The sequence below is a fragment of the Serratia sp. PAMC26656 genome (genome assembly GCF_016469055.2).
Classification (GTDB): domain Bacteria; phylum Pseudomonadota; class Gammaproteobacteria; order Enterobacterales; family Enterobacteriaceae; genus Serratia; species Serratia plymuthica.
In genome coordinates, this window is record NZ_CP150486.1 from 1,309,210 (window position 1) to 1,330,587 (window position 21,378).

A 21,378-nucleotide genomic window follows, 5' to 3' on the forward strand; every position below is an offset into this window, starting at 1 on the left:
CTCAAGGCTCACATCGGGCCTGGTTGATTTTCGGTACGCGCATTCAGGGCAAACCCTGACGTTTCTACCTTGAATTATTCATGGTGTGCCGCACTGGCGCAAGTTTACCCATGATCTATCTGTGCGCCGGCGGCGTAATTCAAGGGCCGAGAGAGGAAAAAACGCGGCAAAAACAGCCGCGTAATTGTGTGGGGATCAGTTCTTTTTCACGAATTCGGATTTCAGCTTCATCGGGCCAAAACCATCGATTTTACAGTCAATGTTGTGGTCGCCTTCCACCAGGCGAATGTTCTTCACCTTGGTACCAATTTTCAGCATCGAGGAACTGCCTTTGACCTTCAGATCTTTCACTACGGTCACGGCATCGCCGTCGGCCAGCAGGTTGCCGTTGGCGTCTTTGACAATCAAGGTATCGCTGTCCGCTGCAGGCGCACTGTCGCTCCACTCATGGGCACATTCAGGGCAGATAAACATCGCATTGTCCTGATAGGTGTATTCGGAGTTGCACTTCGGGCAGTGTGGGAGTTGCATGCTATGTCGCCTCTTAATAATAAAAAAACAAAAAAGAACATCACCGGACGCAAGCGCCCGGCGGAGAAATAATAAGGATAAACGTTAACGTGGCGACAGGCACCACGGCTTACGGCAATGCCGAAACGGCGTCAGGGCTGGTAAGTGCCGACACCCAGCGCATTTTCTTTGCGGGTACGGGCGATCACCGACTGCGGGGATTCATGTACGCGCAGATCCATCTGCTGTTCGGTACGCACCACTGCGCCACGCAGTGTGTTGGTCATTACCTCGGTGATTTCCACATCAACGAATTGGCCGATCATATCCGGTGTGCCTTCAAAGTTCACCATACGGTTGCATTCGGTGCGACCGGCCAGCTCCATCACGCTTTTGCGTGAGGTGCCTTCAACCAGAATACGCTGCACGGTACCGAGCATGCGGCGGCTGAACTGCATCACCTGCTGGTTGATGCGATCCTGCAGGATATACAGGCGCTGTTTCTTTTCGTCTTCGCTGACGTCGTCCACCATATCGGCCGCCGGGGTGCCCGGGCGTGACGAATAGATAAAACTGAAGCTGGCGTCGAAGTTAATTTCGGCGACAAGGTTCATGGTTTGTTCGAAGTCGGCCTGGGTTTCCCCCGGGAAGCCGATGATAAAGTCAGAGCTGAGTTGGATAGCCGGGCGCGCTTTGCGCAGCTTGCGAATGATCGCTTTGTATTCCAATGCGGTGTGTGCGCGTTTCATCATGGTCAGTATGCGATCTGAGCCGCTCTGTACCGGGAGATGCAGGAAGCTGACCAGTTCTGGCGTGTCTTGATACACCGCGATGATGTCGTCGGTGAATTCAATCGGATGGCTGGTGGTGAAACGGATACGGTCGATGCCGTCAATCGCTGCCACCAAACGCAGCAGTTCGGCAAACGAACAGATGCCGCCGTCGTAGGTGGCACCACGGTAGGCGTTGACGTTCTGGCCGAGCAGGTTCACTTCACGCACGCCCTGCGCCGCCAGTTGGGCGATCTCGAACAGCACGTCATCGCTTGGGCGACTCACTTCCTCGCCGCGGGTGTAAGGCACCACGCAGAAAGTACAGTATTTGTTGCAGCCTTCCATAATGGAGACAAAGGCGGTTGGGCCTTCGGCGCGCGGTTCCGGCAGGCGGTCGAACTTCTCGATCTCCGGGAAGCTGATGTCGACGATTGGGCTGCGGGTGCCCCGCACGTGGTTGATCATTTCCGGCAGGCGGTGCAAGGTCTGCGGGCCAAACACAACGTCGACGCAAGGTGCGCGGCTGCGAATGTGTTCGCCTTCCTGAGAAGCCACGCAGCCGCCAACGCCGATGATCAACGCCGGGTTCTTTTCTTTCAGCAGTTTCCAGCGCCCTAACATGGCGAAAACTTTTTCCTGCGCTTTTTCACGGATTGAGCAGGTATTCAGCAACAGTACATCCGCTTCTTCAGCGTTGTCGGTCCATTCGAAACCGTGTGTGCTTCCCAGTAAGTCTGCCATTTTTGATGAATCATATTCATTCATCTGGCAGCCCCAGGTTTTGATATGCAGTTTTTTGGTCATTGACTTGCCATTATTCAGTGCGGAGCGAAAGTTGCGATACGCGACATGCAGGGGGCGTATTGTAATCATTTGGCGCCGTTGTGACCAGCGCGGGGAAAACGGTATGCGACCTGATGCGCAATTAAAAATCCGGTACACTGATGCCAAACGCCGTGCCCGTTGGGATGGCGATAATTCACTAAGAAAACATGGCCAAAATGAACACATCTCAAAAAAGGTATGACGCCGTAGTGGTAGGCGGCGGGATGGTCGGCGCGGCGGCGGCGCTGGGATTGGCGCAGGCCGGTTGGTCGGTGGCGTTGCTGGAACATCAGCCGCCGCAGGCATTCGATGCCCAAAGCCCGCCGGATCTGCGTATTTCAGCCATTGGCTGCACTTCGGTAGGGGTGCTCAAGCAGCTTGGCGTCTGGCAAGCGGTGGCGGGTATGCGCGTGGCACCGTATCGCCGATTGGAAACCTGGGAATGGGCGTCTTCACGCGTGGCGTTTGACGCGGCTTCGCTGGGGCTGCCTGAACTGGGCTTTATGGTGGAAAATCGGATTTTGCAATTGGCGCTGTGGCAGCAAATGGAACAGTGCGACAATTTGACACTCTGTTGCCCCGCCAGGCTGCGTTCTCTGCAACGGGAAGGTCACCACTGGCAATTGGAGCTGGACTCTTCTGAGAGGCTGCAGGCGCGGTTGGTGGTGGGTGCCGACGGTGCGAATTCGCAGGTGCGTAATTTGGCGGCCATCGGTACCAGCGGTTGGCAATATCGCCAGTCCTGCATGTTGATCACCGTAGATACCGGCGCGCCGCAACAGGATGTGACCTGGCAGCAGTTTTTCCCTTCCGGGCCGCGCGCTTTCCTGCCGTTGTATGATCAATGGGCTTCTCTGGTGTGGTATGACAGCCCGCAACGCATCCGCCAGTTGCAAGCGATGCCGCCGGCGCAGCTTGAGAGGGAAATTGCCGAAGCATTTCCGGCGCGCCTGGGAGCGGTAAAAGTACATGCCGCCGGGGCCTTTCCGCTGGTGCGCCGCCACGCACAGCGCTATGTACTTCCGGGGTTGGCGTTGCTCGGTGATGCAGCACACACCATCAACCCGTTAGCGGGGCAGGGGGTGAACCTGGGCTATCGCGATGTGGAAGCGTTGCTGGCGGTACTGAGTGATGCCCGGGAGCAGGGTGAGGACTGGAGCAGTGAAGTGGTCCTGATGCGCTACCAGCGCCGTCGTCGTACCGATAACCTGCTGATGCAAAGCGGCATGGATCTGTTTTATACCGCGTTCAGCAATAATTTGGCACCGTTGAGCGTGGTGCGTAATGTTGCGCTGATGGCGGCCCAGCGGGCAGGCAAACTGAAGGAACATGCGCTGAAATACGCATTGGGGCTGTAGCCGAGGGGGTATTTTCTTGGTACGGGCGCAACAGGCTGCGCCCGCATTAACGAGATTTCAACGAACGCAGTATAGCAAAAAGCCCGCCGAAGCGGGCTTTTCTAAATGTGGCTGGGGTGCCAGGATTCGAACCTGGGTATGCTGGTATCAGAAACCAGAGCCTTACCGCTTGGCGACACCCCAATGGTATAACAGTAAAATATGGTGGCTACGACGGGATTTGAACCTGTGACCCCATCATTATGAGTGATGTGCTCTAACCAGCTGAGCTACGTAGCCATTTTTCGATATTTTACCTTAAAAGTCAACAGTGTTGATGGCTGGGGTACCTGGATTCGAACCAGGGAATGCTGGTATCAAAAACCAGTGCCTTACCGCTTGGCGATACCCCATCAACAAATTTTCAACCTCTTCTTACTGCATCAAACCATTTAAAAAATGGCTGGGGTACCTGGATTCGAACCAGGGAATGCTGGTATCAAAAACCAGTGCCTTACCGCTTGGCGATACCCCATCTGATGCCTGCAACTCGATGAAAAGAAATGGTGCGGGAGGCGAGACTTGAACTCGCACACCTTGCGGCGCTAGAACCTAAATCTAGTGCGTCTACCAATTTCGCCACTCCCGCAAAAAAGATGGTGGCTACGACGGGATTTGAACCTGTGACCCCATCATTATGAGTGATGTGCTCTAACCAGCTGAGCTACGTAGCCATCTTTTTTCGCGCAACCTTCATCGGCGTTGCGGGGCGCATTATGCGTATATGGCCGTTTTGCGTCAACAATTTTTTTCCCGAAAAAGCGACCGGATGCGTCGTTTGTCTGGGTTGTGAACAGTATGGCGATAAAATCATCAATTCCGGCAATTAATGGTTGAAAACATCAACAAAAAGGCGGGCCAGAAGGCCCGCCTTGGGTATAAAACTCACAGTGATTATTTATAGGCGGCCTGGTGAACGCCGACTGCACGACCAGAAGGATCGTCCATCTTTTTGAAGGATTCATCCCATTCGATGGCTTTCGCTGAAGAGCAAGCCACTGACGGGCCGCCAGGTACGCATTCGGCCGCGCTTGGCAGTGGGAACAGCTCCTCGAAGATTTCGCGATACAGGTAGCCTTCTTTTGAGCTCGGCGTGTTGTACGGGAAACGGAAACGTGCGGTTTCGAGCTGTTGATCGCTGATTTGCTTCGCTGCGACTTCTTTCAGCGTGTCGATCCAGCTGTAGCCCACGCCGTCGGAGAACTGTTCTTTCTGGCGCCAGGCCACGCTGGCCGGCAGATAGGATTCAAAACACTCGCGCAGGATGTGTTTTTCCATTTTGCCGTTACCGCACATTTTATCTTTCGGGTTGATGCGCATCGCCACGTCGAGGAATTTTTTATCCAGGAAGGGTACGCGGGCTTCCACGCCCCAGGCGGACATCGCCTTGTTGGCGCGTGCGCAGTCAAACATATGCAGCGCCAGCAGCTTACGCACGGTCTCGTCGTGGAACTCACGCGCATCCGGCGCCTTATGGAAGTACAGATAACCGCCGAATACTTCGTCCGCACCTTCGCCGGACAGCACCATCTTGATGCCCATCGCTTTGATTTTACGCGACATCAGGTACATTGGCGTGGAGGCGCGAATGGTGGTGACGTCGTAGGTTTCGATGTGATAAATCACGTCGCGGATGGCATCCAGGCCTTCCTGTACGGTGAAATGAATTTCATGGTGCACGGTGCCCAAATGGTTGGCCACTTCCTGCGCGGCGCGCAGATCCGGTGAACCTTCCAGGCCGACGGCGAAGGAGTGCAGTTGTGGCCACCAGGCTTCGCTGCGCTCTTGATCTTCCACACGGCGTGCGGCGTATTTTTTGGTAATGGCGGAGATCACGGAAGAATCCAGGCCGCCAGACAGCAGTACGCCGTACGGCACGTCGGACATCAGGTGGCTTTTCACCGAATCTTCCAGCGCGTTGCGCAATGCGTTGGCATCGGTCACGTTGTCTTTGACATTGTCGTAGTCGAACCAGTCGCGCTGGTAATATTCGCGGATCTCACCGTCCTGGCTCCACAGATAGCTGCCCGCCGGGAATTCTTTGATGGTGCGGCAGACCGGCACCAGCGCTTTCATTTCGGAGGCGACATACAGGTTGCCGAATTCGTCATGGCCCATGTAGAGCGGGATAATGCCCAAGTGATCGCGGCCAATCAGGTAAGCGTCCTTCTCTGAATCATAAAGGGCGAAGGCGAACATGCCCTGCAAATCGTCGAGGAAATCGATGCCTTTTTCCTGATACAGCGCCAGGATCACTTCACAGTCGGAAGCGGTCTGGAACTCGTAGCGCTCGCCCAGTTCTTGACGCAGTGACTGGTGGTTATAGATCTCACCGTTTACGGCCAAAACGTGGGTGTGCGCAGCGTTGTACAGCGGTTGGGCGCCATTGTTGACGTCGACAATCGACAGGCGCTCATGCACCAGAATGGCTTTATCGCTGGCGTAAACGCCGGACCAGTCCGGGCCGCGGTGGCGCATCAGACGAGACAGCTCCAGCGCTTTCTTACGCAGTTCAACGGGATCGGACTTCAGATCGAGCACACCGAAAATAGAACACATATAACGACTCTCCTAACGACTTTTTTAGACTGTGATGTTGATTTGCTGTTATGGGCGGCGCGGCCGGTTCATCAGTGATGACGCGGTTTTGCTGCGTTGTGTTTATGAAAATGCGTCAAAACCGGCAGGGGATGCAAGCGTTTTAGCGTTACGCAGAAAAATAGTTGTTTGGGGTATGTCGATTTTTAGCGGATGTTCAGTTTTTATCGTTTTTAATTAGAGAATGTTCATTTTTTTGGTGGATGAGTGAGTCGCCGGCCAATTTTACCGGCGACTCGTTGCCGACTATCAGGCGGTCAACTGCCACAGGGTGAAGGCGGCATCCGGCGTCCAACCGGGATTCGAGGTGTGTGCCTGGAGGCAGGCGTATTTTTTGCCTTTATAGGTCACTATATCGCCCACCTTGTAGTTGTGGTTGCTCTGCCACTCGGTCACGCCCGGTTCAGGCGGTGTACCGCCGTCGGCGGTTTTCACCGCCAGCGCGCTGCTTGGCAGCGAGGTATTTCCCTGGTTGTCGGTTGCGGTGACAAAATAGCTGTATTGAGTGGATGGGGTCAGACCGCTGTCCTGCAGCGAAAGGCCGCCGGTCTGGCCGATGGCGTTGCCGTTGCGGTAAACGCTGTAACTGGCTATCGGCGCGGTGCCGGTTGCAGCGCGCCAGCTCAGTGTCAGCGAGGTAGCTGCCAGTTCCGAGGCTGTCAGCACCGTGGGTGCATCAGGCTTTCCCGGCTGCGGCGGGGTGACGCCGCCCTGGATCAACGGCGCATAGCGCGTTTTGAATTCCCAGTTATAGGCAACGCCGGCGCTGCTTTTGCCGTTGTCCCAGTTGACTGACCAGGTCATCAGCCCCTTGATCGACAGCCCTTTGGCATCCAGACGTTTGAAAGCGTTGAACACCGCCTGCGGATTGATCACATAGCCGCTTCCTGCTGCGTCCACGTTACTTGGCAGGCCGATCACAAACTTGGCCGCCGGGATCTTGGTATAACCGCGAGTGCCGGTAACCAGGCTTTCGGTCAGGTAATAAAGAAACTCTTCTTTTTTGGCATCGTCAACCTGGGTGATCCAGGCATTGAGTTCGTCAACCCAAATACCATCGCCACCTTGGTTATAAAACTGCGGCGCGATAAAGTCATAATAGCCTTCGAGCGCGGTAATATAATCCAGATAGCTGCCGTTGGTACGCAAATAAGGGAATTCCGGCGCCATGCTGATAATGAATTTTTTGCCTTGTGCGGCATAATAATCCTTAACTTTTTTCAGCGCGGCGGGCAATACGGTTTTATTATTGGCTGCGCCAATCGCCGCTTGCTCCAGGTCAATATCCAGGCCATCAAAGCCATAGGTTTCTACCAGACGAATAATTTCATCTTTCAGCTTATCTTCATCGCCGGTTTTCAACTCGATGTGCGCGTCTGCGCCGCCCAGTGAAATCAGCACCGCCCGGCCCTGACTGTTCAGCACGCCAACCTGGCGGCGGAACTCGGCGTCGGACAGGTTGTAAGGCTTGAAGGTAGGAATGCCTTCCCCCTTCATAAAGGCGACCGCCACCACATTATATTCAGGCGGAATATCGGTCAGGTCCATATTGACGAATTTGCCTTGCTTGTAACCATCGCTGGCGCCGGCGAGCCAGTTATGCCAAAAACCCATCAGGATTTTTTTACCGGTCAGGTCTGGCATTGCGGCAGCAGCGTCTGCGGCTTGTACGTTGATAATGTTATTCGTGCTCATTGTGGCCTCGTTATCTTTTTGAGTAAGGGTATTTTCACTCGCCGGCAATTCAGTGATTGGCGGGGTGTAAATATATAGTGCGGATTTTTAACGAGGGCAGGCTGAAACCTTTTGCGCTCATGAATAAATTAAATTCACGCTGGCGAAGGTTTTATTATTGAGGTAATGGGGCAGAGGCGGCCATTGAGGCCGCCGCAGGCATTAAAAAATAGTGATGTCGGCTACGGAGGGGAAAATATAGCTCGGACGGAACGGCATGGTTTCGACATCGTTAAGCGTCGAGACGCCGGACAGCACCAGCACGGTTTCCAGACCCGCCTGGAATCCCGCCAGAATGTCGGTGCGCAGGTTGTCGCCCACGATCACCGTTTCTTCCGAGTGCGCCTGCATCTTGTTCAGCGCAGCGCGAATGATCCACGGGCTTGGCTTGCCGACGTAAAACGGCTTGCGGCCGGTGATCTTTTCGATAGGCGCGCACAGCGCACCACAGGCCGGCGTGAAACCATGACCATGGCTATCCGGGTTGGTGGCGATAAAGCGCGCACCGTTGTTCACGAAGTAGGCGGCCTTGTGCATCATATCCCAGTTGTAGGAGCGGGTTTCGCCGACAATCACGAAGTCCGGGTTGATGTCGGTAATGGTAAAACCGGCCTTATACAGTTCGTGAATCAACGCGCCTTCACCGACCACGTAGGCTTTTTTGCCTTCCTGGCGGCGCAGAAAATCGGCGGTGGCCATCGCGGAGGTATAAAACGCGTTCTCAGGCACTTCCAGCCCGGCGGCGGCAAAGCGGTTCGCCAGGTCCTGCGCGGTCTGCGACGGGTAGTTGGTCAGCACCACCAGCGGCATGCCCTGTTCCTGAATGCGCGCCAGAAAAAGATCGGCACCGGGAACCGGCGTGTTGTCATGCAGCAGCACGCCATCGATATCACATATAACGTTCTTGATTGTCATCGTTGCTGTTTCTCATGATTTACGGCAGGCAAAAAAGCGAAGATGCACACCTGCCTGAAGCGGCGGTTCAACTTTCCAGCAATCGCTGCAATAGCACGCCGTTGAGCATCGCCCGCTTGGCCAGGGCGAAAGCGCCGATCGCCGAGCGATGATTGAGTTCGGAAGTGACCACCGGCAGATTTTTGCGGAAGTCCTTCAGTACCTGAGTATTGATGCAGCTTTGGATCGCCGGCAGCAGCACTTTTTCGGCTTCGGTAATTTCCCCGGCGATCACCACTTTTTGCGGATTAAACAGGTTAATGGCGATAGCCACCGCTTTGCCGAGGTAGCGGCCAACGTGTTCGATCACTTCGCTGGCCAGCAGATCGCCACGGTTGGCGGCTTTGCAGATGGCGGTGATGCTGCAATCGTCGAGCGTCAGCTTGCTTGGATAACCTTGGGTCAGCAAATGGCGCACGCGGTGTTCAATCGCGGCGTTGGCGGCCACGGTTTCCAGGCAGCCGAAGTTGCCGCAGTGGCAGCGTTCGCCCAAGGGATCGATCTGAATGTGCCCGATTTCACCGACGTTGCCGTTATTGCCGAGGAAAATCTGGCCATTGACGATAATGCCGGCACCGGTCCCCCGGTGCAGACGGACCAGAATAGAGTCTTCGCAGTCACGGGTGGCGCCAAAATAATGCTCCGCCAGCGCCAGGCTGCGGATATCGTGCCCGACAAAGCTGGTGACGTTGAAACGTTGCTGCAGGTTATCTACCAACGGCCAGTGGTTGACGCTGATGTGCGGCATATAGCGCACCACCCCCAGCGCAGGATCAACCAGGCCCGGCAGGATCACCGCGATGGCGATCAGTTCGCGCAGCTTGCGTTGGTAGCTTTCGATAAACTGCGCAATGGCGTTGAACAGCGCATTTTCCAGCGTCTCCTGGGTACGTTCCGGCAGCGGGTAGTGTTCTTCACCGAGCGATTTTCCGCTCATGTCGTACAGGGTGATGGTGGCGTCGTGACGCCCAAGACGCACCGCCACGGTGTGGAAGTGCCGAGTTTCGGAGACAATGGAAATGGCGCGACGGCCGCCGGTGGAGGCTTGCTGATCGACTTCCTTGATCAGCCCGCGCTCCAACAGCTGGCGAGTAATCTTGGTGACACTGGCGGGCGCTAGCTGGCTGAGTTCGGCTATCTGAATGCGCGAGATCGGACCCTGCTGGTCGATCAGGCGGTACACTGCTGCGCCGTTGAGTTGCTTGACTAAGTCAACGTTCCCTATTTGTGCCTGTCCGCCAGTACTCATCAATAATTTTACTCGCTGTTCATTAAGTTAAACCTCGTTACCGTTAACGAGCGTTTTGGTGATATTAAAATCACGGGTAAATGCGGTCAGGTTTGCCACCTTGCCGGCTTCGATTGTGCCTAACAGGTGGTCTACGCCGATGGCGCGCGCCGGATACAACGTTGCCATCCGCAGCGCTTCGTCCAGCGCAATGCCGACATGTTCTACGCTATTTTTCACCGCGTCGATCATGGTTAGCGCAGAGCCGCTCAGGGTGCCGTTCTCATCCACGCACAGCCCGTCGCGATAGTATATTGTTTTACCGGCAAAAATAAATTGGTCAATCTCTGCGCCCGCCGGGGCGGTGGCATCGGTGACCAGCACCAATTTATCACCTTTCATGCGCTTGGCGTTACGGATACTCGCCCAGGCCACGTGATGCCCGTCGGCAATGATGCCGGTATACACTTCAGGCGTATCGAAAATCGCCCCCATCAGCCCTGGTTCGCGCCCGGTGATATACGGCATGGCGTTATACAGATGGGTCGCGAAGGTGACGCCGGCGGCAAAGCCGGTGCGGGCTTGATCGTAGGTGGCGTTCGAGTGGCCGGCGGAGACCACGATGCCCGCCGCGGTCAGCTGTTTGATAAAGTGCGGCTCCACCATCTCCGGTGCCAGCGTGACTTTGGTGATCACATCGGCGTTGGCGCACAGATAATCGATCATCTCGCTGGTCGGTTTGCGGATAAACGCCGGGTTGTGGGTGCCTTTTTTCAGCGGGCTGAGGTACGGCCCTTCCAGATGCAGACCCAGCGCCTGATTCGGGTGTTTTTTCAGATAAGTACGCATCACCTCGATGCTGTGCTTCATAAACTCGTCGCTGCTGGTGATCAGCGTCGGCAGATAGCTGGTGCAGCCGGATTTTTCGTTGGCGCGCTGCATGATCTCCAGCGTTTCTTCCGAAATGGCCTCCAGCGAATCGTTAAATTGTACGCCGCCACAGCCGTTAAGCTGCACGTCGATCAATCCGGGGGCCAGGATAGCGCCACCCAGATCGCGCGTTTCCATGCCGGCCGGCAGTTCAGCCAGCGGACAGACTCGTTCAATCAGTCCATCAGCGATGATTACCGCATGGTCGTCAAGCACGTCGTGGCCGGTGAAAATCCGGCATTGGGTTAAAGCGAACATCGTAGCCCCCTGTAAAAATTAAAGACTCTTAACGCTTTCCGCTTCTAATTCGCGGAAGTATTTAACGGTTTTGACTTTCAGTTCCATGGTGGAAGGTTCATCGCACACCACAACCGCCTTGGCGTGCAGCTGCAGGCAACTGATGGTCCACATATGGTTGATATTGCCTTCCACTGCGGCTTCCAACGCCTGTGCCTTGGCATGGCCGGTCACCAGGATCATCACTTCTTCTGCGTCAAGCAACGTACCCACGCCCACGGTCAGCGCGTATTTCGGCACCAGGCTAACATCCCCGCCGAAGAAGCGAGAGTTGGCGATGCGGGTATCTTCAGTCAGCGTTTTGATGCGGGTACGCGACGCCAGTGATGAAGCTGGCTCGTTAAACGCGATATGACCGTCAACGCCGACGCCGCCCATAAACAGGTGGATTTTACCGTAAGATTTGATTTTTTCTTCGTACTTACGGCATTCGACGTCAACGTCCGGTGCATTGCCATTTAGCAGGTTGATGTTTTCACTTGGAATATCAACGTGATCAAAGAAATTACGGTACATGAAGGTATGATAGCTTTCCGGGTGCTCCTGCGGCAGGCCAACGTATTCATCCATGTTGAAAGTCACAACATGCTTAAAGCTTACTTCACCTGCTTTGTGCATCGCAATCAGATGTTTGTAGGCTTCGAGCGGAGTACCGCCGGTTGGCAGGCCGAGCACAAAGGGACGCTCCGCAGTGGGCTTGAATGCGTTGATGCGCTGGACGATATGGCGGGCGGCCCATTTGCCGACTTGTGCGGTATCTTTCAGTGGGATAAGTCTCATCTAACACCTCTTTGGGTAAGTAAACTAAAGCTATACTGTACGGGCCTGAATAAGAGTCTAAGCGTAATCCAACTTTATGATTCTCACGTGAAGCGTCAGTCCCGATGATTTTTCGAATGATAAAATAAGTTTTGTGTGATGGCTAGCAATGTGGCAGCTTAAGACTACTTTTTGGTGATATAAATCACAAAAAAGGAGCTTTTAATTTGCGATACGAAATAATTTTTTTACACTCCGCATGAGTGATACGTGCCATGCGTTATTTCTAAAAGGTAGTGAGAGAGTTAAATAAACTACTAATAGGGTCCGTCCGCGGACAACATAGGGGGAAAAGGTGAACATTCTTAGTTATTTGCAAAAAGTGGGCCGCGCCTTGATGGTGCCGGTCGCCACGCTGCCCGCCGCCGCGATCTTGATGGGCGTTGGGTATTGGATTGACCCTACTGGTTGGGGCGCCTCCAACGCTCTCGCTGCTTTCTTTATTAAATCCGGTTCTGCCATTATCGAACACATGTCGGTGCTGTTCGCCGTCGGTGTGGCTTACGGCATGTCCAAAGACAAGGACGGCGCCGCTGCGCTGACCGGCTTTGTCGGCTTCCTGGTATTAACCACCCTGTGTTCACCGGCCGCCGTGTCGATGATTCAGAAAATTCCCCTCGACCAGGTGCCTGCCGCGTTTGGCAAGATTGAGAACCAGTTCGTCGGTATTCTGGTGGGTATCATCTCCGCCGAAGTCTACAACCGCTTTAGCAGCGTTGAGCTGCCGAAGGCGCTGTCGTTCTTCAGCGGCCGCCGTCTGGTGCCTATCCTGATCTCCTTCCTGATGATCCTGGTGGCCTTCATCCTGATGTATCTCTGGCCGATGATCTTCGGTGGCCTGGTTAACTTCGGTGAACACATTCAGAAGTTGGGCTCCGCCGGTGCAGGTATTTATGCGTTCTTTAACCGTCTGCTGATCCCGGTCGGCCTGCATCATGCGTTGAACTCGGTGTTCTGGTTCGACGTAGCCGGCATTAACGACATCCCTAACTTCCTTGGCGGCCAGCAGTCTATCGAATCCGGTAAAGCGGTTGTCGGCATCACCGGCCGTTATCAGGCGGGCTTCTTCCCTATCATGATGTTCGGTCTGCCGGGTGCGGCGCTGGCTATCTATCACTGTGCACGTCCGGAAAACAAAGCCAAAGTGCTGGGTATCATGATGGCGGGCGCCTTTGCCGCCTTCTTCACCGGGATCACCGAACCGCTGGAATTCTCCTTCATGTTCGTGGCTCCAGTGTTGTATGTGATCCACGCGATACTGACCGGTATTTCGGTATACATCGCCGCCAGCATGCACTGGATTGCCGGTTTCGGCTTCAGCGCCGGTCTGGTGGATATGGTGCTGTCGTCACGTAACCCATTGGCGACCCACTGGTACATGCTGATCCCGCAGGGCCTGGTGTTCTTCGCCATTTACTACGTGGTGTTCCGCTTCACCATCAACAAGTTCAACCTGATGACCCCAGGGCGCGAACTGGCGGTTGCCGGTGACGAAACCGACGGTTATGACGTCAACGTCGGTACCGACGGCGGTAAAGACGAAAACGAAACCACTACCCTGGCACGCCGTTACGTGGGCGCCATCGGCGGTTCTGACAACCTGACCGGCATCGACGCTTGTATCACCCGTCTGCGTCTTAACGTGAAAGACTCTGCGCTGGTGAACGACGCGGTGGCGAAACGTCTGGGTGCTTCCGGGGTGATCCGCCTGAACAAACAAAGTGTGCAAGTGATTGTCGGCACCCGTGCGGAGCTGATTGCCAGCGCCATGCGCAACGTGGTCGCCGCAGGTCCGATAGCTGCCACTGTAGCGCCGGCTGCCGCGCCTGTTGCTGAAGCCAAGCCGCAAGCAGTGCCTAATGCGCCGAAGGTGGCTTTTGAGACGCTGGTGGCACCGGTAACCGGTGAAGTGGTGTTGTTGGATCAGGTTCCTGATGAAGCCTTTGCCAGCAAAGCGGTGGGCGACGGCGTGGCTATCCGCCCGACCGACAAAACCGTGGTAGCGCCGGCGGACGGCACTATCGTGAAAATCTTCAACACCAACCACGCTTTCTGTCTGGAAACCGACAAGGGCGCGGAGATCGTGGTGCACATGGGTATCGATACCGTAGCGCTGAACGGTCAGGGCTTCAAACGTCTGGTAGAAGAGGGCGCTGAGGTGAAAGCCGGCCAGCCGATTCTTGAGCTGGATCTGGACTACCTGAACGCCAATGCCCGTTCGATGATAAGCCCGGTGGTGGTCAGCAACTCTGACGACTACGCAGGTCTGGCGGTGCTGGCGACCGGTTCCGTGGTGGCCGGCCAGACCAAGCTGTTCGACATCCAGAAGTAAAGTGTTTTACCTGAGTAGTACCCAGGGTGTTTAACGAGTCATGACGGAGCACACCCTACCTTTGGCGGGAAGAGAGCGATCTCTTCCCGCTTTTTTATGGGCGCAATTTGCCCCGTTGTGGTGCTGTGGTCTATTGCGGTGCAGCGCGGCGCATTTTTCGTGAAACAAACGGTTGTTTCCGGGCGTGGCTTGTTGGATCATAGGCGGTTATGTGTAGCGCTTTGCATTGAGGAATAGTCAAATGAGTGAGGCTGAAGCCCGCCCAACCAATTTTATCCGTCAGATCGTTGATGAAGATCTGGCGTCAGGGAAACACGCGTCGGTACATACCCGTTTCCCGCCAGAGCCAAATGGCTATCTGCATATCGGCCATGCCAAATCCATCTGCCTGAACTTCGGCATCGCCCAGGATTACCAGGGCCAGTGCAACCTGCGTTTCGATGATACCAACCCGGTAAAAGAAGACATCGAATTCGTTGAGTCAATCAAGCACGACGTGGAGTGGCTGGGCTTTGAGTGGAGCGGCAATGTCCGTTACTCCTCGGATTACTTCGATCAGTTGCACCACTATGCGGTTGAGCTGATCAACAAAGGTCTGGCCTATGTCGACGAACTGTCGCCTGAGCAGATCCGCGAATATCGCGGCAGCCTGACTGCCCCTGGCAAAGACAGCCCGTATCGCGGCCGCAGCGTGGAAGAGAATCTGGCGCTGTTTGAGAAAATGCGCAAGGGTGAGTTTGCCGAAGGCGCTGCCTGCCTGCGAGCCAAAATTGACATGGCTTCACCGTTCATCGTGATGCGCGATCCTGTGCTGTACCGTATTAAATTTGCAGAACACCATCAGACCGGCAACAAGTGGTGCATCTACCCGATGTACGATTTCACCCACTGCATTTCCGATGCGCTGGAAGGGATCACCCATTCGCTGTGTACGCTGGAGTTCCAGGACAACCGCCGTCTGTATGACTGGGTGCTGGATAACATCACCATCCCTTGCCATCCGCGTCAGTACGAGTTCTCGCGCCTCAATCTTGAGTACGCCATCATGTCGAAGCGCAAGCTGAACCAGTTGGTGGCCGAGAACATCGTTGAAGGCTGGGATGACCCGCGTATGCCGACCGTGTCCGGTCTGCGTCGCCGTGGTTATACCGCGGCTTCAATCCGTGAGTTCTGCCAGCGCATCGGTGTGACCAAGCAGGATAACAACGTTGAAATGGTGGCGCTGGAGGCTTGCATTCGTGAGGATCTGAACGAGAACGCGCCGCGTGCGATGGCCGTGCTGGATCCGGTGAAAGTGATCATCGAGAACCGGGCGGAAGGTGTGGAAATGGTCACCATGCCAAACCACCCGAACAAGCCGGAAATGGGCAGCCGCGAAGTGCCGTTCAGCAGTGAGATTTATATCGATCGTGCCGACTTCCGCGAAGAAGCCAACAAGCAATACAAGCGTCTGGTGCTGGGCAAGGAAGTGCGTCTGCGCAATGCGTATGTGATCAAGGCTGAACGCGTTGAGAAGGATGCCGAGGGTGAGATCACCACCATTTTCTGCAGCTACGATGCGGACACGCTGAGCAAGGATCCTGCCGATGGCCGCAAGGTGAAAGGCGTGATCCACTGGGTCTCCGCTGCGCATGCGCTGCCGGCGGAAATCCGCTTGTACGATCGCCTGTTCAACGTACCGAACCCGGCGGCGGCAGAGGACTTCCTCGCTACCATCAACCCGGAGTCGCTGGTTATCAAGCATGGCTTCGTGGAACCAAGCCTGGCTGCCGCACAGCCGGAAAAAGCCCACCAGTTTGAACGTGAAGGCTATTTCTGCGCCGACAGCCGTTACTCTTCGGCTGAGCATCTGGTGTTTAACCGCACCGTTGGCTTGCGTGACACCTGGGCGAAAATCGACGCCTGAGCGTGATACACCGCTGATGGATGAAAGCGCAACTTAGGTTGCGCTTTTTTTATGGTGTTCACCGCCTTGTTCCCTCCGTCCATGTTTTATCTCATCAACCTCATTTTAAATTTTCATCACAGCCTTTCATCATCAATTCCTTGATATAAAGCATCCTTCAGTTAATATTGTCTTATATATTCGTGATGCGAATTAATGTCATTTGGAGAGCGCTCTCATAGTTTCCTTTCTGGCTGACGATTTTCATTAAGCTGAAACCATTAATCGTCTCTGATTGACCTCGTATCAGTATTTATTCTGATTTTATTGAATTTTTTATTCAACACCCTCATTGCATAGCGACGTAACGATATCTCATCGATATGTGCTCTTTGTCATACTTTGACAAATCTCTCTCATTTTTCATTTGATAATTCGCGTCGCGAAAAATAGTCTGTCTGTAGCAATAAGTGCTACGGGGATTTCACCCCGCCGCAATATTTTTTTACCCGATTGGGTTTTTATTGGCAGTCGTGCAGGGCAGTGGTGAACACGGGCGGCTGCAACTTTTAAAGTTAAGTCAAAGAGGAATTTCATTATGGGTACGCACGGTGCTCAGCGTAAAACGCTGGCGCTCGCTATAGCGGGTGCGTTGTTGGGAACAGGGTTTGCCATGGCCCCTGAGGCGAAAGCCGCAGGGTTTGTCGATGATTCCACGCTGACCGGCGGCATTTATTACTGGCAACGTGAGCGCGACCGTAAAGATCTCAATCCGACCAGTGACGATTACAATAAATACACCACCAACCTGTCGCACTCGACGGCTAACCTGAGCCTGGATTTCGCTTCGGGCTATGCCTGGGATATGTTCGGTCTGGATGTGGGCGCATTCACCGCCATTGAGCTGGCCGAGTCCAGTGCCAGTGGCCACCCCAACGAAATTGCATTTTCCTCGAAAAACCGTACCTATGATGAAGACTACAGCGGCGACAAAGGCGGCATCAGCCTGTATAAAGCGGCCGGTAAGTTCAAATACGGCCCGCTTTGGGCGCGTGCCGGTTATATCCAGCCAAGCGGTCAGACGCTGCTGGCGCCGCACTGGAGTTTTATGCCTGGCACCTATCAGGGGGCCGAGGCCGGCGCCAAGTTTGACTACGGCGATGCCGGCGCGTTGAGCTTCTCCTACATGTGGACCAACAAGTACAAGGCGCCATGGCATATCGAGATGGACGACTTCCGCCAAAACGATAAAAAAACCGGCGTGTCCTACCTGCACTCATTAGGCGCCAAGTATGACTTCAAAAATGATTTGGTGCTGGAAGCGGCGTTCGGCCAGGCCCAGGGTTATGTAAACCAGTACTTCACCAAGGCGTCTTATAAGTTCGATCTGTTGGGCAACCCGTTAACCACCAGCTACCAGTTCTACGGTGCGGAAGACCGCATCAGCGACAAAAACGATGCTAACAGCATTTACGACGGCCTGGCCTGGCTGCAGGCGTTGACCTTCGGCTACACCACCGGTCAGTTCAACTGGCGGCTGGAAGGCACCATGGTGAAAGCCGAAGGCAATCAGGGCTTCTTCCTGCAGCGTATGACGCCAACCTACGCCTCCTCCAACGGCCGCCTCGACGTGTGGTGGGATAACCGCTCCGACTTCAACGCCAACGGCGAGAAAGCCGTTTATGCCGGCGTGATGTACGACCTGAGCAACTGGAATCTTCCGGGCATGGCGGTGGGCGGTTCTTACGTGTATGCCTGGGATGCCAAACCAAGCACCAACCCGATCTACGATCAGAGCCAGCGCCTGAAAGAGAGCGCCTGGAGCCTGGACGCCATGTACACCGTTCAGGAAGGCCGCGCCAAAGGCACCTTGCTGAAACTGCATTACACCCAGTACGACAATCACACCAATATCCCAAGCTGGAGCGGCGGTTACGGCAACATCTTCCAGGATGAGAAAGACGTCAAATTCATGGTTATCGCGCCATTCACCATCTTCTGATGCCTTCCCCGGCGGTGACGCCGGGGATGCTTAAAAGGGAATATAACGATGAAAAAAATGATGCTGACGTTGGCCGCCGTGGTCACGCTGAATGCCTGTGTGCAGCCCGCCGCACCGCCGGAAGATACCAAATTGAAACAGGCGTACAGCGCCTGTATTAACACTGCGTAAGGTTCGCCGGAAAAACTGCAGTCGTGCCAGGCGGTACTGAACGTGCTGCGGCAAGAAAAGCAGCACCAACAGTTTGCCGCACAGGAAACGGTGCGCGTGATGGATTATCAAAGCTGCATTCAGGCAGCCCACAGCGGTAACGGCCAGGCCTACGACGCCAAATGCGGCAAGATTTGGAAAGAGATCCGCCAAAATAACAATTAATTAAGGATGATGTTAACGATGAACAAATTTAAATTGAACGCGCTTGCTGCCCTGACGGCGACCGTTGGATTGTTTGGCTGCGTGGGGAACGCAATGGTCGATCAACAGCTGGTGGATCAACTGAGCCAGTTAAAACTGAATTTAAAGATGGTGGACAACCGTGCGGCCGACAGCGGCCTGGATTGTGGCAAGTTGGGCGCCGACTGGGCGGCCTGCAATAAAGTCGTGATCAGCCTGACCAACGATAATCAGGACATTAAAGGCCAAGACTGGGTGATTTATTTTCACAGTGCCCGCCAGACCATGAGAGTGGATAACGACCAGTTTACTGTCTCTTATTTGACCGGGGATCTGTACAAACTGGAGCCGACCGATAAATTTACCGGGTTCCCAGCCGGTAAAACGGTGGAAATTCCGATTATTGCGGAATACTGGCAGCTGTTTAAAACCGACTTCGTGCCGCGCTGGTACGCGACCTCCGGTGATGCCAAGCCAAAAATTCTGGTTAATACCGATACCGAAGATCTGAATCAGTTCGTCGCGCCTTTTACCGGCGACCAGTGGAAGCGCACCAAGGATGACAACAATATCCTGATGACGCCGGCCTCTCGTTTCACTAAAAACGCCGAACTGAAAACCTTACCGGCAGCATCGCTGCGTGGCCAAATCGTGCCGACGCCGCTGGAAGTGAAAGTGCACCCGCAGGATGTGGATCTGAGCAAAGGCGTGGCGCTTGAACTGAGCGCGTTGAGCAAGCCTGCTGCCGACGCGGCTGCTGAACGCTTTGCGCTGCTGGGGGTGACCAATAATGCGGGCGGCTACCCAATAAAAACCGATATCCAGCCGGGTAAATTTAAAGGTGAGCTGGCGGTGCCGGGCGCTTATGAGCTGAAGATTGGCAATAAGGAAGCGCGGGTCATCGGCTTCGATCAGGCCGGGGTGTTCTATGGCCTGCAGTCTATTTTGTCGCTTGTCCCGACAGACGGCAGCGCCAATATTGCCACGCTGGACGCTAAAGATGCACCGCGCTTCCAGTATCGCGGCATTTTCCTCGACGTAGCGCGCAACTTCCACCAGAAGGATGCGGTGCTGCGTTTGCTCGATCAGATGGCGGCTTACAAACTCAATAAATTCCACTTCCACCTGAGCGATGACGAAGGCTGGCGCATCGAGATCCCTGGCCTGCCGGAGTTGACCGGCGTAGGGGGCCAACGTTGTCATGACCTGAGCGAAACCACCTGCCTGCTGCCGCAATACGGTCAGGGGCCTGACGTGTACGGCGGGTTCTTCTCGCGCCAGGATTACATCGACATTATCAAATATGCCCAGGCGCGCCAGATTGAAGTGATCCCGGAAATCGATATGCCGGCGCATGCCCGTGCGGCGGTGGTTTCAATGGAGGCGCGTTACAAAAAGCTGCATGCCGCAGGGAAAGAGAAAGAGGCAGACGAGTTCCGTCTGCTGGACCCGACCGATACCTCAAACACCACCTCGGTGCAGTACTTTAACCGTCAAAGTTACCTGAATCCGTGCCTGGACTCATCCAAGCGCTTTGTCGACAAGGTGATCGGCGAGATTGCCCAGATGCACAAAGAGGCCGGGCAGCCGCTGCGCACCTGGCACTTTGGCGGCGATGAGGCGAAAAACATTCGTCTGGGCGTGGGCTATACCAATCAGACCAAGCCGGAGGCGGGCAAAGGCATCATCGATCAGAGCAAGGAAGACAAACCTTGGGCGAAATCTCAGGTGTGCCAAGCGATGATTAAAGAAGGCAAAGTGGCCGATATGGAGCACCTGCCAAGCTACTTCGGGCTGGAAGTCAGCCAATTGGTGAAGGCGCACGGCATTGACAGAATGCAGGCCTGGCAGGATGGCCTGAAAGATGCGAAAGACGCCAAGGCATTCGCTACCCAACGCGTTGGGGTAAACTTCTGGGATACCCTGTATTGGGGCGGTTTTGATAGCGCGAACGATTGGGCGAACAAAGGCTACGAAGTTATCCTTTCCAACCCGGATTACGTCTACATGGACTTCCCGTATGAGGTGAACCCGGACGAGCGCGGCTACTACTGGGGGACTCGCTTCAGCGACGAACGGAAAATGTTCAGTTTCGCGCCGAACAACCTGCCGCAGAACGCCGAAACCTCGGTTGACCGCGACGGCAACCATTTTACCGCCAAGAGCGATAAGCCGTGGCCGGGTGCTTACGGCATCTCAGCGCAGATGTGGAGTGAAACCCAACGCACCGATCCGCAAATGGAATACATGATCTTCCCACGCTCACTGTCTGTGGCCGAACGCGCATGGCACCGCGCCGGCTGGGAACAGGATTACAAGGCGGGGCGTGAGTATAAAGGCGGGGAAACTCACTTTGTCGACGGCAAGAAACTGGATCAGGACTGGCTGCGCTTTGCCAATATCCTGGGGCAACGCGAGTTGGCGAAGCTGGACAAGGGCGGGGTGAGCTATCGCTTGCCGGTGCCGGGCGCCCGCGTAGTGGGCGGCAAGCTCGAAGCCAATATCTCGCTGCCGGGCCTGGGCATTGAGTATTCCATCGATGGCAGCAAACATTGGCAGCGTTATGACGCCACAGCCAAACCTGCGGTAGCCGGCGAAGTGCAGATCCGGGCGGTAAGCCCGGATGGCAAGCGTTATAGCCGCGCAGAGAAAGTGTAAGGCTTAACCTTGGCCCGTCTGATTGCAGGTAGGCCATTTTTTC

The 21,378-nt window shown here is 54.9% G+C and carries 13 protein-coding genes, 6 tRNA genes and 1 pseudogene; 6 read left to right on the forward strand and 14 right to left on the reverse strand.

From position 1 onward, the window contains the following. Positions 1–195 precede the first annotated feature (195 nt). Both JEM67_RS06760 and miaB read right to left on the reverse strand, forming a co-directional pair. Positions 196–531: a zinc ribbon domain-containing protein YjdM gene (locus JEM67_RS06760; RefSeq protein ID WP_013811883.1), complete on the reverse strand. Its 336-nt coding sequence runs from the start codon at positions 529–531 to the stop codon at positions 196–198. A 131-nt stretch (positions 532–662) separates the two neighbouring features. Beyond that, positions 663–2,087 carry a tRNA (N6-isopentenyl adenosine(37)-C2)-methylthiotransferase MiaB gene (miaB, locus tag JEM67_RS06765; RefSeq protein WP_013811884.1) on the reverse strand — a complete coding sequence of 475 codons (1,425 nt, stop codon included), beginning with the start codon at positions 2,085–2,087 and terminating at the stop codon, positions 663–665. A gap of 197 nt (positions 2,088–2,284) precedes the next feature. Between miaB and ubiF the strand changes: the two genes are divergently transcribed. After that, complete coding sequence (gene ubiF / locus JEM67_RS06770) at positions 2,285–3,466, forward strand: 3-demethoxyubiquinol 3-hydroxylase (protein ID WP_199635513.1); 1,182 nt, start codon at positions 2,285–2,287, stop codon at positions 3,464–3,466. A gap of 108 nt (positions 3,467–3,574) precedes the next feature. Here ubiF and JEM67_RS06775 read toward each other — a convergent pair. The 12 genes from JEM67_RS06775 to nagB form a co-directional block, all read right to left on the reverse strand. After that, positions 3,575–3,649 (reverse strand) — tRNA-Gln (locus JEM67_RS06775). 19 nt (positions 3,650–3,668) lie between these two features. After that, positions 3,669–3,745, reverse strand: a tRNA-Met gene (locus JEM67_RS06780). 38 nt (positions 3,746–3,783) lie between these two features. After that, positions 3,784–3,858, reverse strand: a tRNA-Gln gene (locus JEM67_RS06785). A gap of 47 nt (positions 3,859–3,905) precedes the next feature. Beyond that, positions 3,906–3,980: transfer RNA gene (locus tag JEM67_RS06790), tRNA-Gln, on the reverse strand. A 29-nt stretch (positions 3,981–4,009) separates the two neighbouring features. Then, positions 4,010–4,094, reverse strand: a tRNA-Leu gene (locus JEM67_RS06795). An 8-nt stretch (positions 4,095–4,102) separates the two neighbouring features. Beyond that, a tRNA-Met gene (locus JEM67_RS06800) sits at positions 4,103–4,179 on the reverse strand. A gap of 220 nt (positions 4,180–4,399) precedes the next feature. Next, positions 4,400–6,064 carry an asparagine synthase B gene (gene asnB, locus JEM67_RS06805; RefSeq protein ID WP_013811886.1) on the reverse strand — a complete coding sequence of 555 codons (1,665 nt, stop codon included), beginning with the start codon at positions 6,062–6,064 and terminating at the stop codon, positions 4,400–4,402. A 288-nt stretch (positions 6,065–6,352) separates the two neighbouring features. Further along, on the reverse strand, positions 6,353–7,798 hold the full coding sequence (locus JEM67_RS06810) for a carbohydrate-binding protein (protein ID WP_199635512.1): 1,446 nt from the start codon (positions 7,796–7,798) through the stop codon (positions 6,353–6,355). A gap of 201 nt (positions 7,799–7,999) precedes the next feature. After that, positions 8,000–8,752, reverse strand: coding sequence for an HAD-IIA family hydrolase (locus JEM67_RS06815; protein WP_013811888.1), 753 nt, complete (start codon positions 8,750–8,752; stop codon positions 8,000–8,002). A 67-nt stretch (positions 8,753–8,819) separates the two neighbouring features. Further along, positions 8,820–10,040 carry a DNA-binding transcriptional regulator NagC gene (gene nagC / locus JEM67_RS06820; protein ID WP_013811889.1) on the reverse strand — a complete coding sequence of 407 codons (1,221 nt, stop codon included), beginning with the start codon at positions 10,038–10,040 and terminating at the stop codon, positions 8,820–8,822. A 27-nt stretch (positions 10,041–10,067) separates the two neighbouring features. Further along, positions 10,068–11,207 (reverse strand): N-acetylglucosamine-6-phosphate deacetylase, encoded by a 1,140-nt coding sequence (nagA, locus tag JEM67_RS06825; RefSeq protein ID WP_199635511.1) that lies wholly within the window; start codon positions 11,205–11,207, stop codon positions 10,068–10,070. 18 nt (positions 11,208–11,225) lie between these two features. Beyond that, entirely contained in the window at positions 11,226–12,026 is an 801-nt protein-coding gene (nagB, locus tag JEM67_RS06830; protein ID WP_013811891.1) for a glucosamine-6-phosphate deaminase, read from the reverse strand. 334 nt (positions 12,027–12,360) lie between these two features. On the opposite strand from nagB, the gene nagE reads away from it, so the two are divergent. From nagE to JEM67_RS06855, 5 genes and pseudogenes are all read left to right on the forward strand, one after another. Further along, on the forward strand, positions 12,361–14,397 hold the full coding sequence (nagE, locus tag JEM67_RS06835) for an N-acetylglucosamine-specific PTS transporter subunit IIBC (protein ID WP_199635510.1): 2,037 nt from the start codon (positions 12,361–12,363) through the stop codon (positions 14,395–14,397). 241 nt (positions 14,398–14,638) lie between these two features. Next, complete coding sequence (gene glnS / locus JEM67_RS06840) at positions 14,639–16,303, forward strand: glutamine--tRNA ligase (RefSeq protein WP_199635509.1); 1,665 nt, start codon at positions 14,639–14,641, stop codon at positions 16,301–16,303. Between the two features lie 577 nt (positions 16,304–16,880). Continuing rightward, positions 16,881–18,284, forward strand: a complete 1,404-nt coding sequence (gene chiP, locus JEM67_RS06845; RefSeq protein ID WP_006324091.1) for a chitoporin ChiP — start codon at positions 16,881–16,883, stop codon at positions 18,282–18,284. 48 nt (positions 18,285–18,332) lie between these two features. Then, positions 18,333–18,659 (forward strand): annotated as a pseudogene (gene chiQ / locus JEM67_RS06850) (ChiQ/YbfN family lipoprotein). 18 nt (positions 18,660–18,677) lie between these two features. Continuing rightward, positions 18,678–21,335 carry a beta-N-acetylhexosaminidase gene (locus JEM67_RS06855; RefSeq protein WP_199635508.1) on the forward strand — a complete coding sequence of 886 codons (2,658 nt, stop codon included), beginning with the start codon at positions 18,678–18,680 and terminating at the stop codon, positions 21,333–21,335. Positions 21,336–21,378: the final 43 nt, after the last annotated feature.

Excerpts from the sequence above, each read along its gene's own strand:
- JEM67_RS06760 (WP_013811883.1), bottom strand. The coding sequence starts at position 531 with ATGCAACTCCCACACTGCCCGAAGTGCAACTCCGAATACACCTATCAG.
- miaB (WP_013811884.1), bottom strand. The coding sequence starts at position 2,087 with ATGACCAAAAAACTGCATATCAAAACCTGGGGCTGCCAGATGAATGAA.
- ubiF (WP_199635513.1), top strand. The coding sequence starts at position 2,285 with ATGAACACATCTCAAAAAAGGTATGACGCCGTAGTGGTAGGCGGCGGG.
- asnB (WP_013811886.1), bottom strand. The coding sequence starts at position 6,064 with ATGTGTTCTATTTTCGGTGTGCTCGATCTGAAGTCCGATCCCGTTGAA.
- JEM67_RS06810 (WP_199635512.1), bottom strand. The coding sequence starts at position 7,798 with ATGAGCACGAATAACATTATCAACGTACAAGCCGCAGACGCTGCTGCC.
- JEM67_RS06815 (WP_013811888.1), bottom strand. The coding sequence starts at position 8,752 with ATGACAATCAAGAACGTTATATGTGATATCGATGGCGTGCTGCTGCAT.
- nagC (WP_013811889.1), bottom strand. The coding sequence starts at position 10,040 with ATGAGTACTGGCGGACAGGCACAAATAGGGAACGTTGACTTAGTCAAG.
- nagA (WP_199635511.1), bottom strand. The coding sequence starts at position 11,207 with ATGTTCGCTTTAACCCAATGCCGGATTTTCACCGGCCACGACGTGCTT.
- nagB (WP_013811891.1), bottom strand. The coding sequence starts at position 12,026 with ATGAGACTTATCCCACTGAAAGATACCGCACAAGTCGGCAAATGGGCC.
- glnS (WP_199635509.1), top strand. The coding sequence starts at position 14,639 with ATGAGTGAGGCTGAAGCCCGCCCAACCAATTTTATCCGTCAGATCGTT.
- chiP (WP_006324091.1), top strand. The coding sequence starts at position 16,881 with ATGGGTACGCACGGTGCTCAGCGTAAAACGCTGGCGCTCGCTATAGCG.
- JEM67_RS06855 (WP_199635508.1), top strand. The coding sequence starts at position 18,678 with ATGAACAAATTTAAATTGAACGCGCTTGCTGCCCTGACGGCGACCGTT.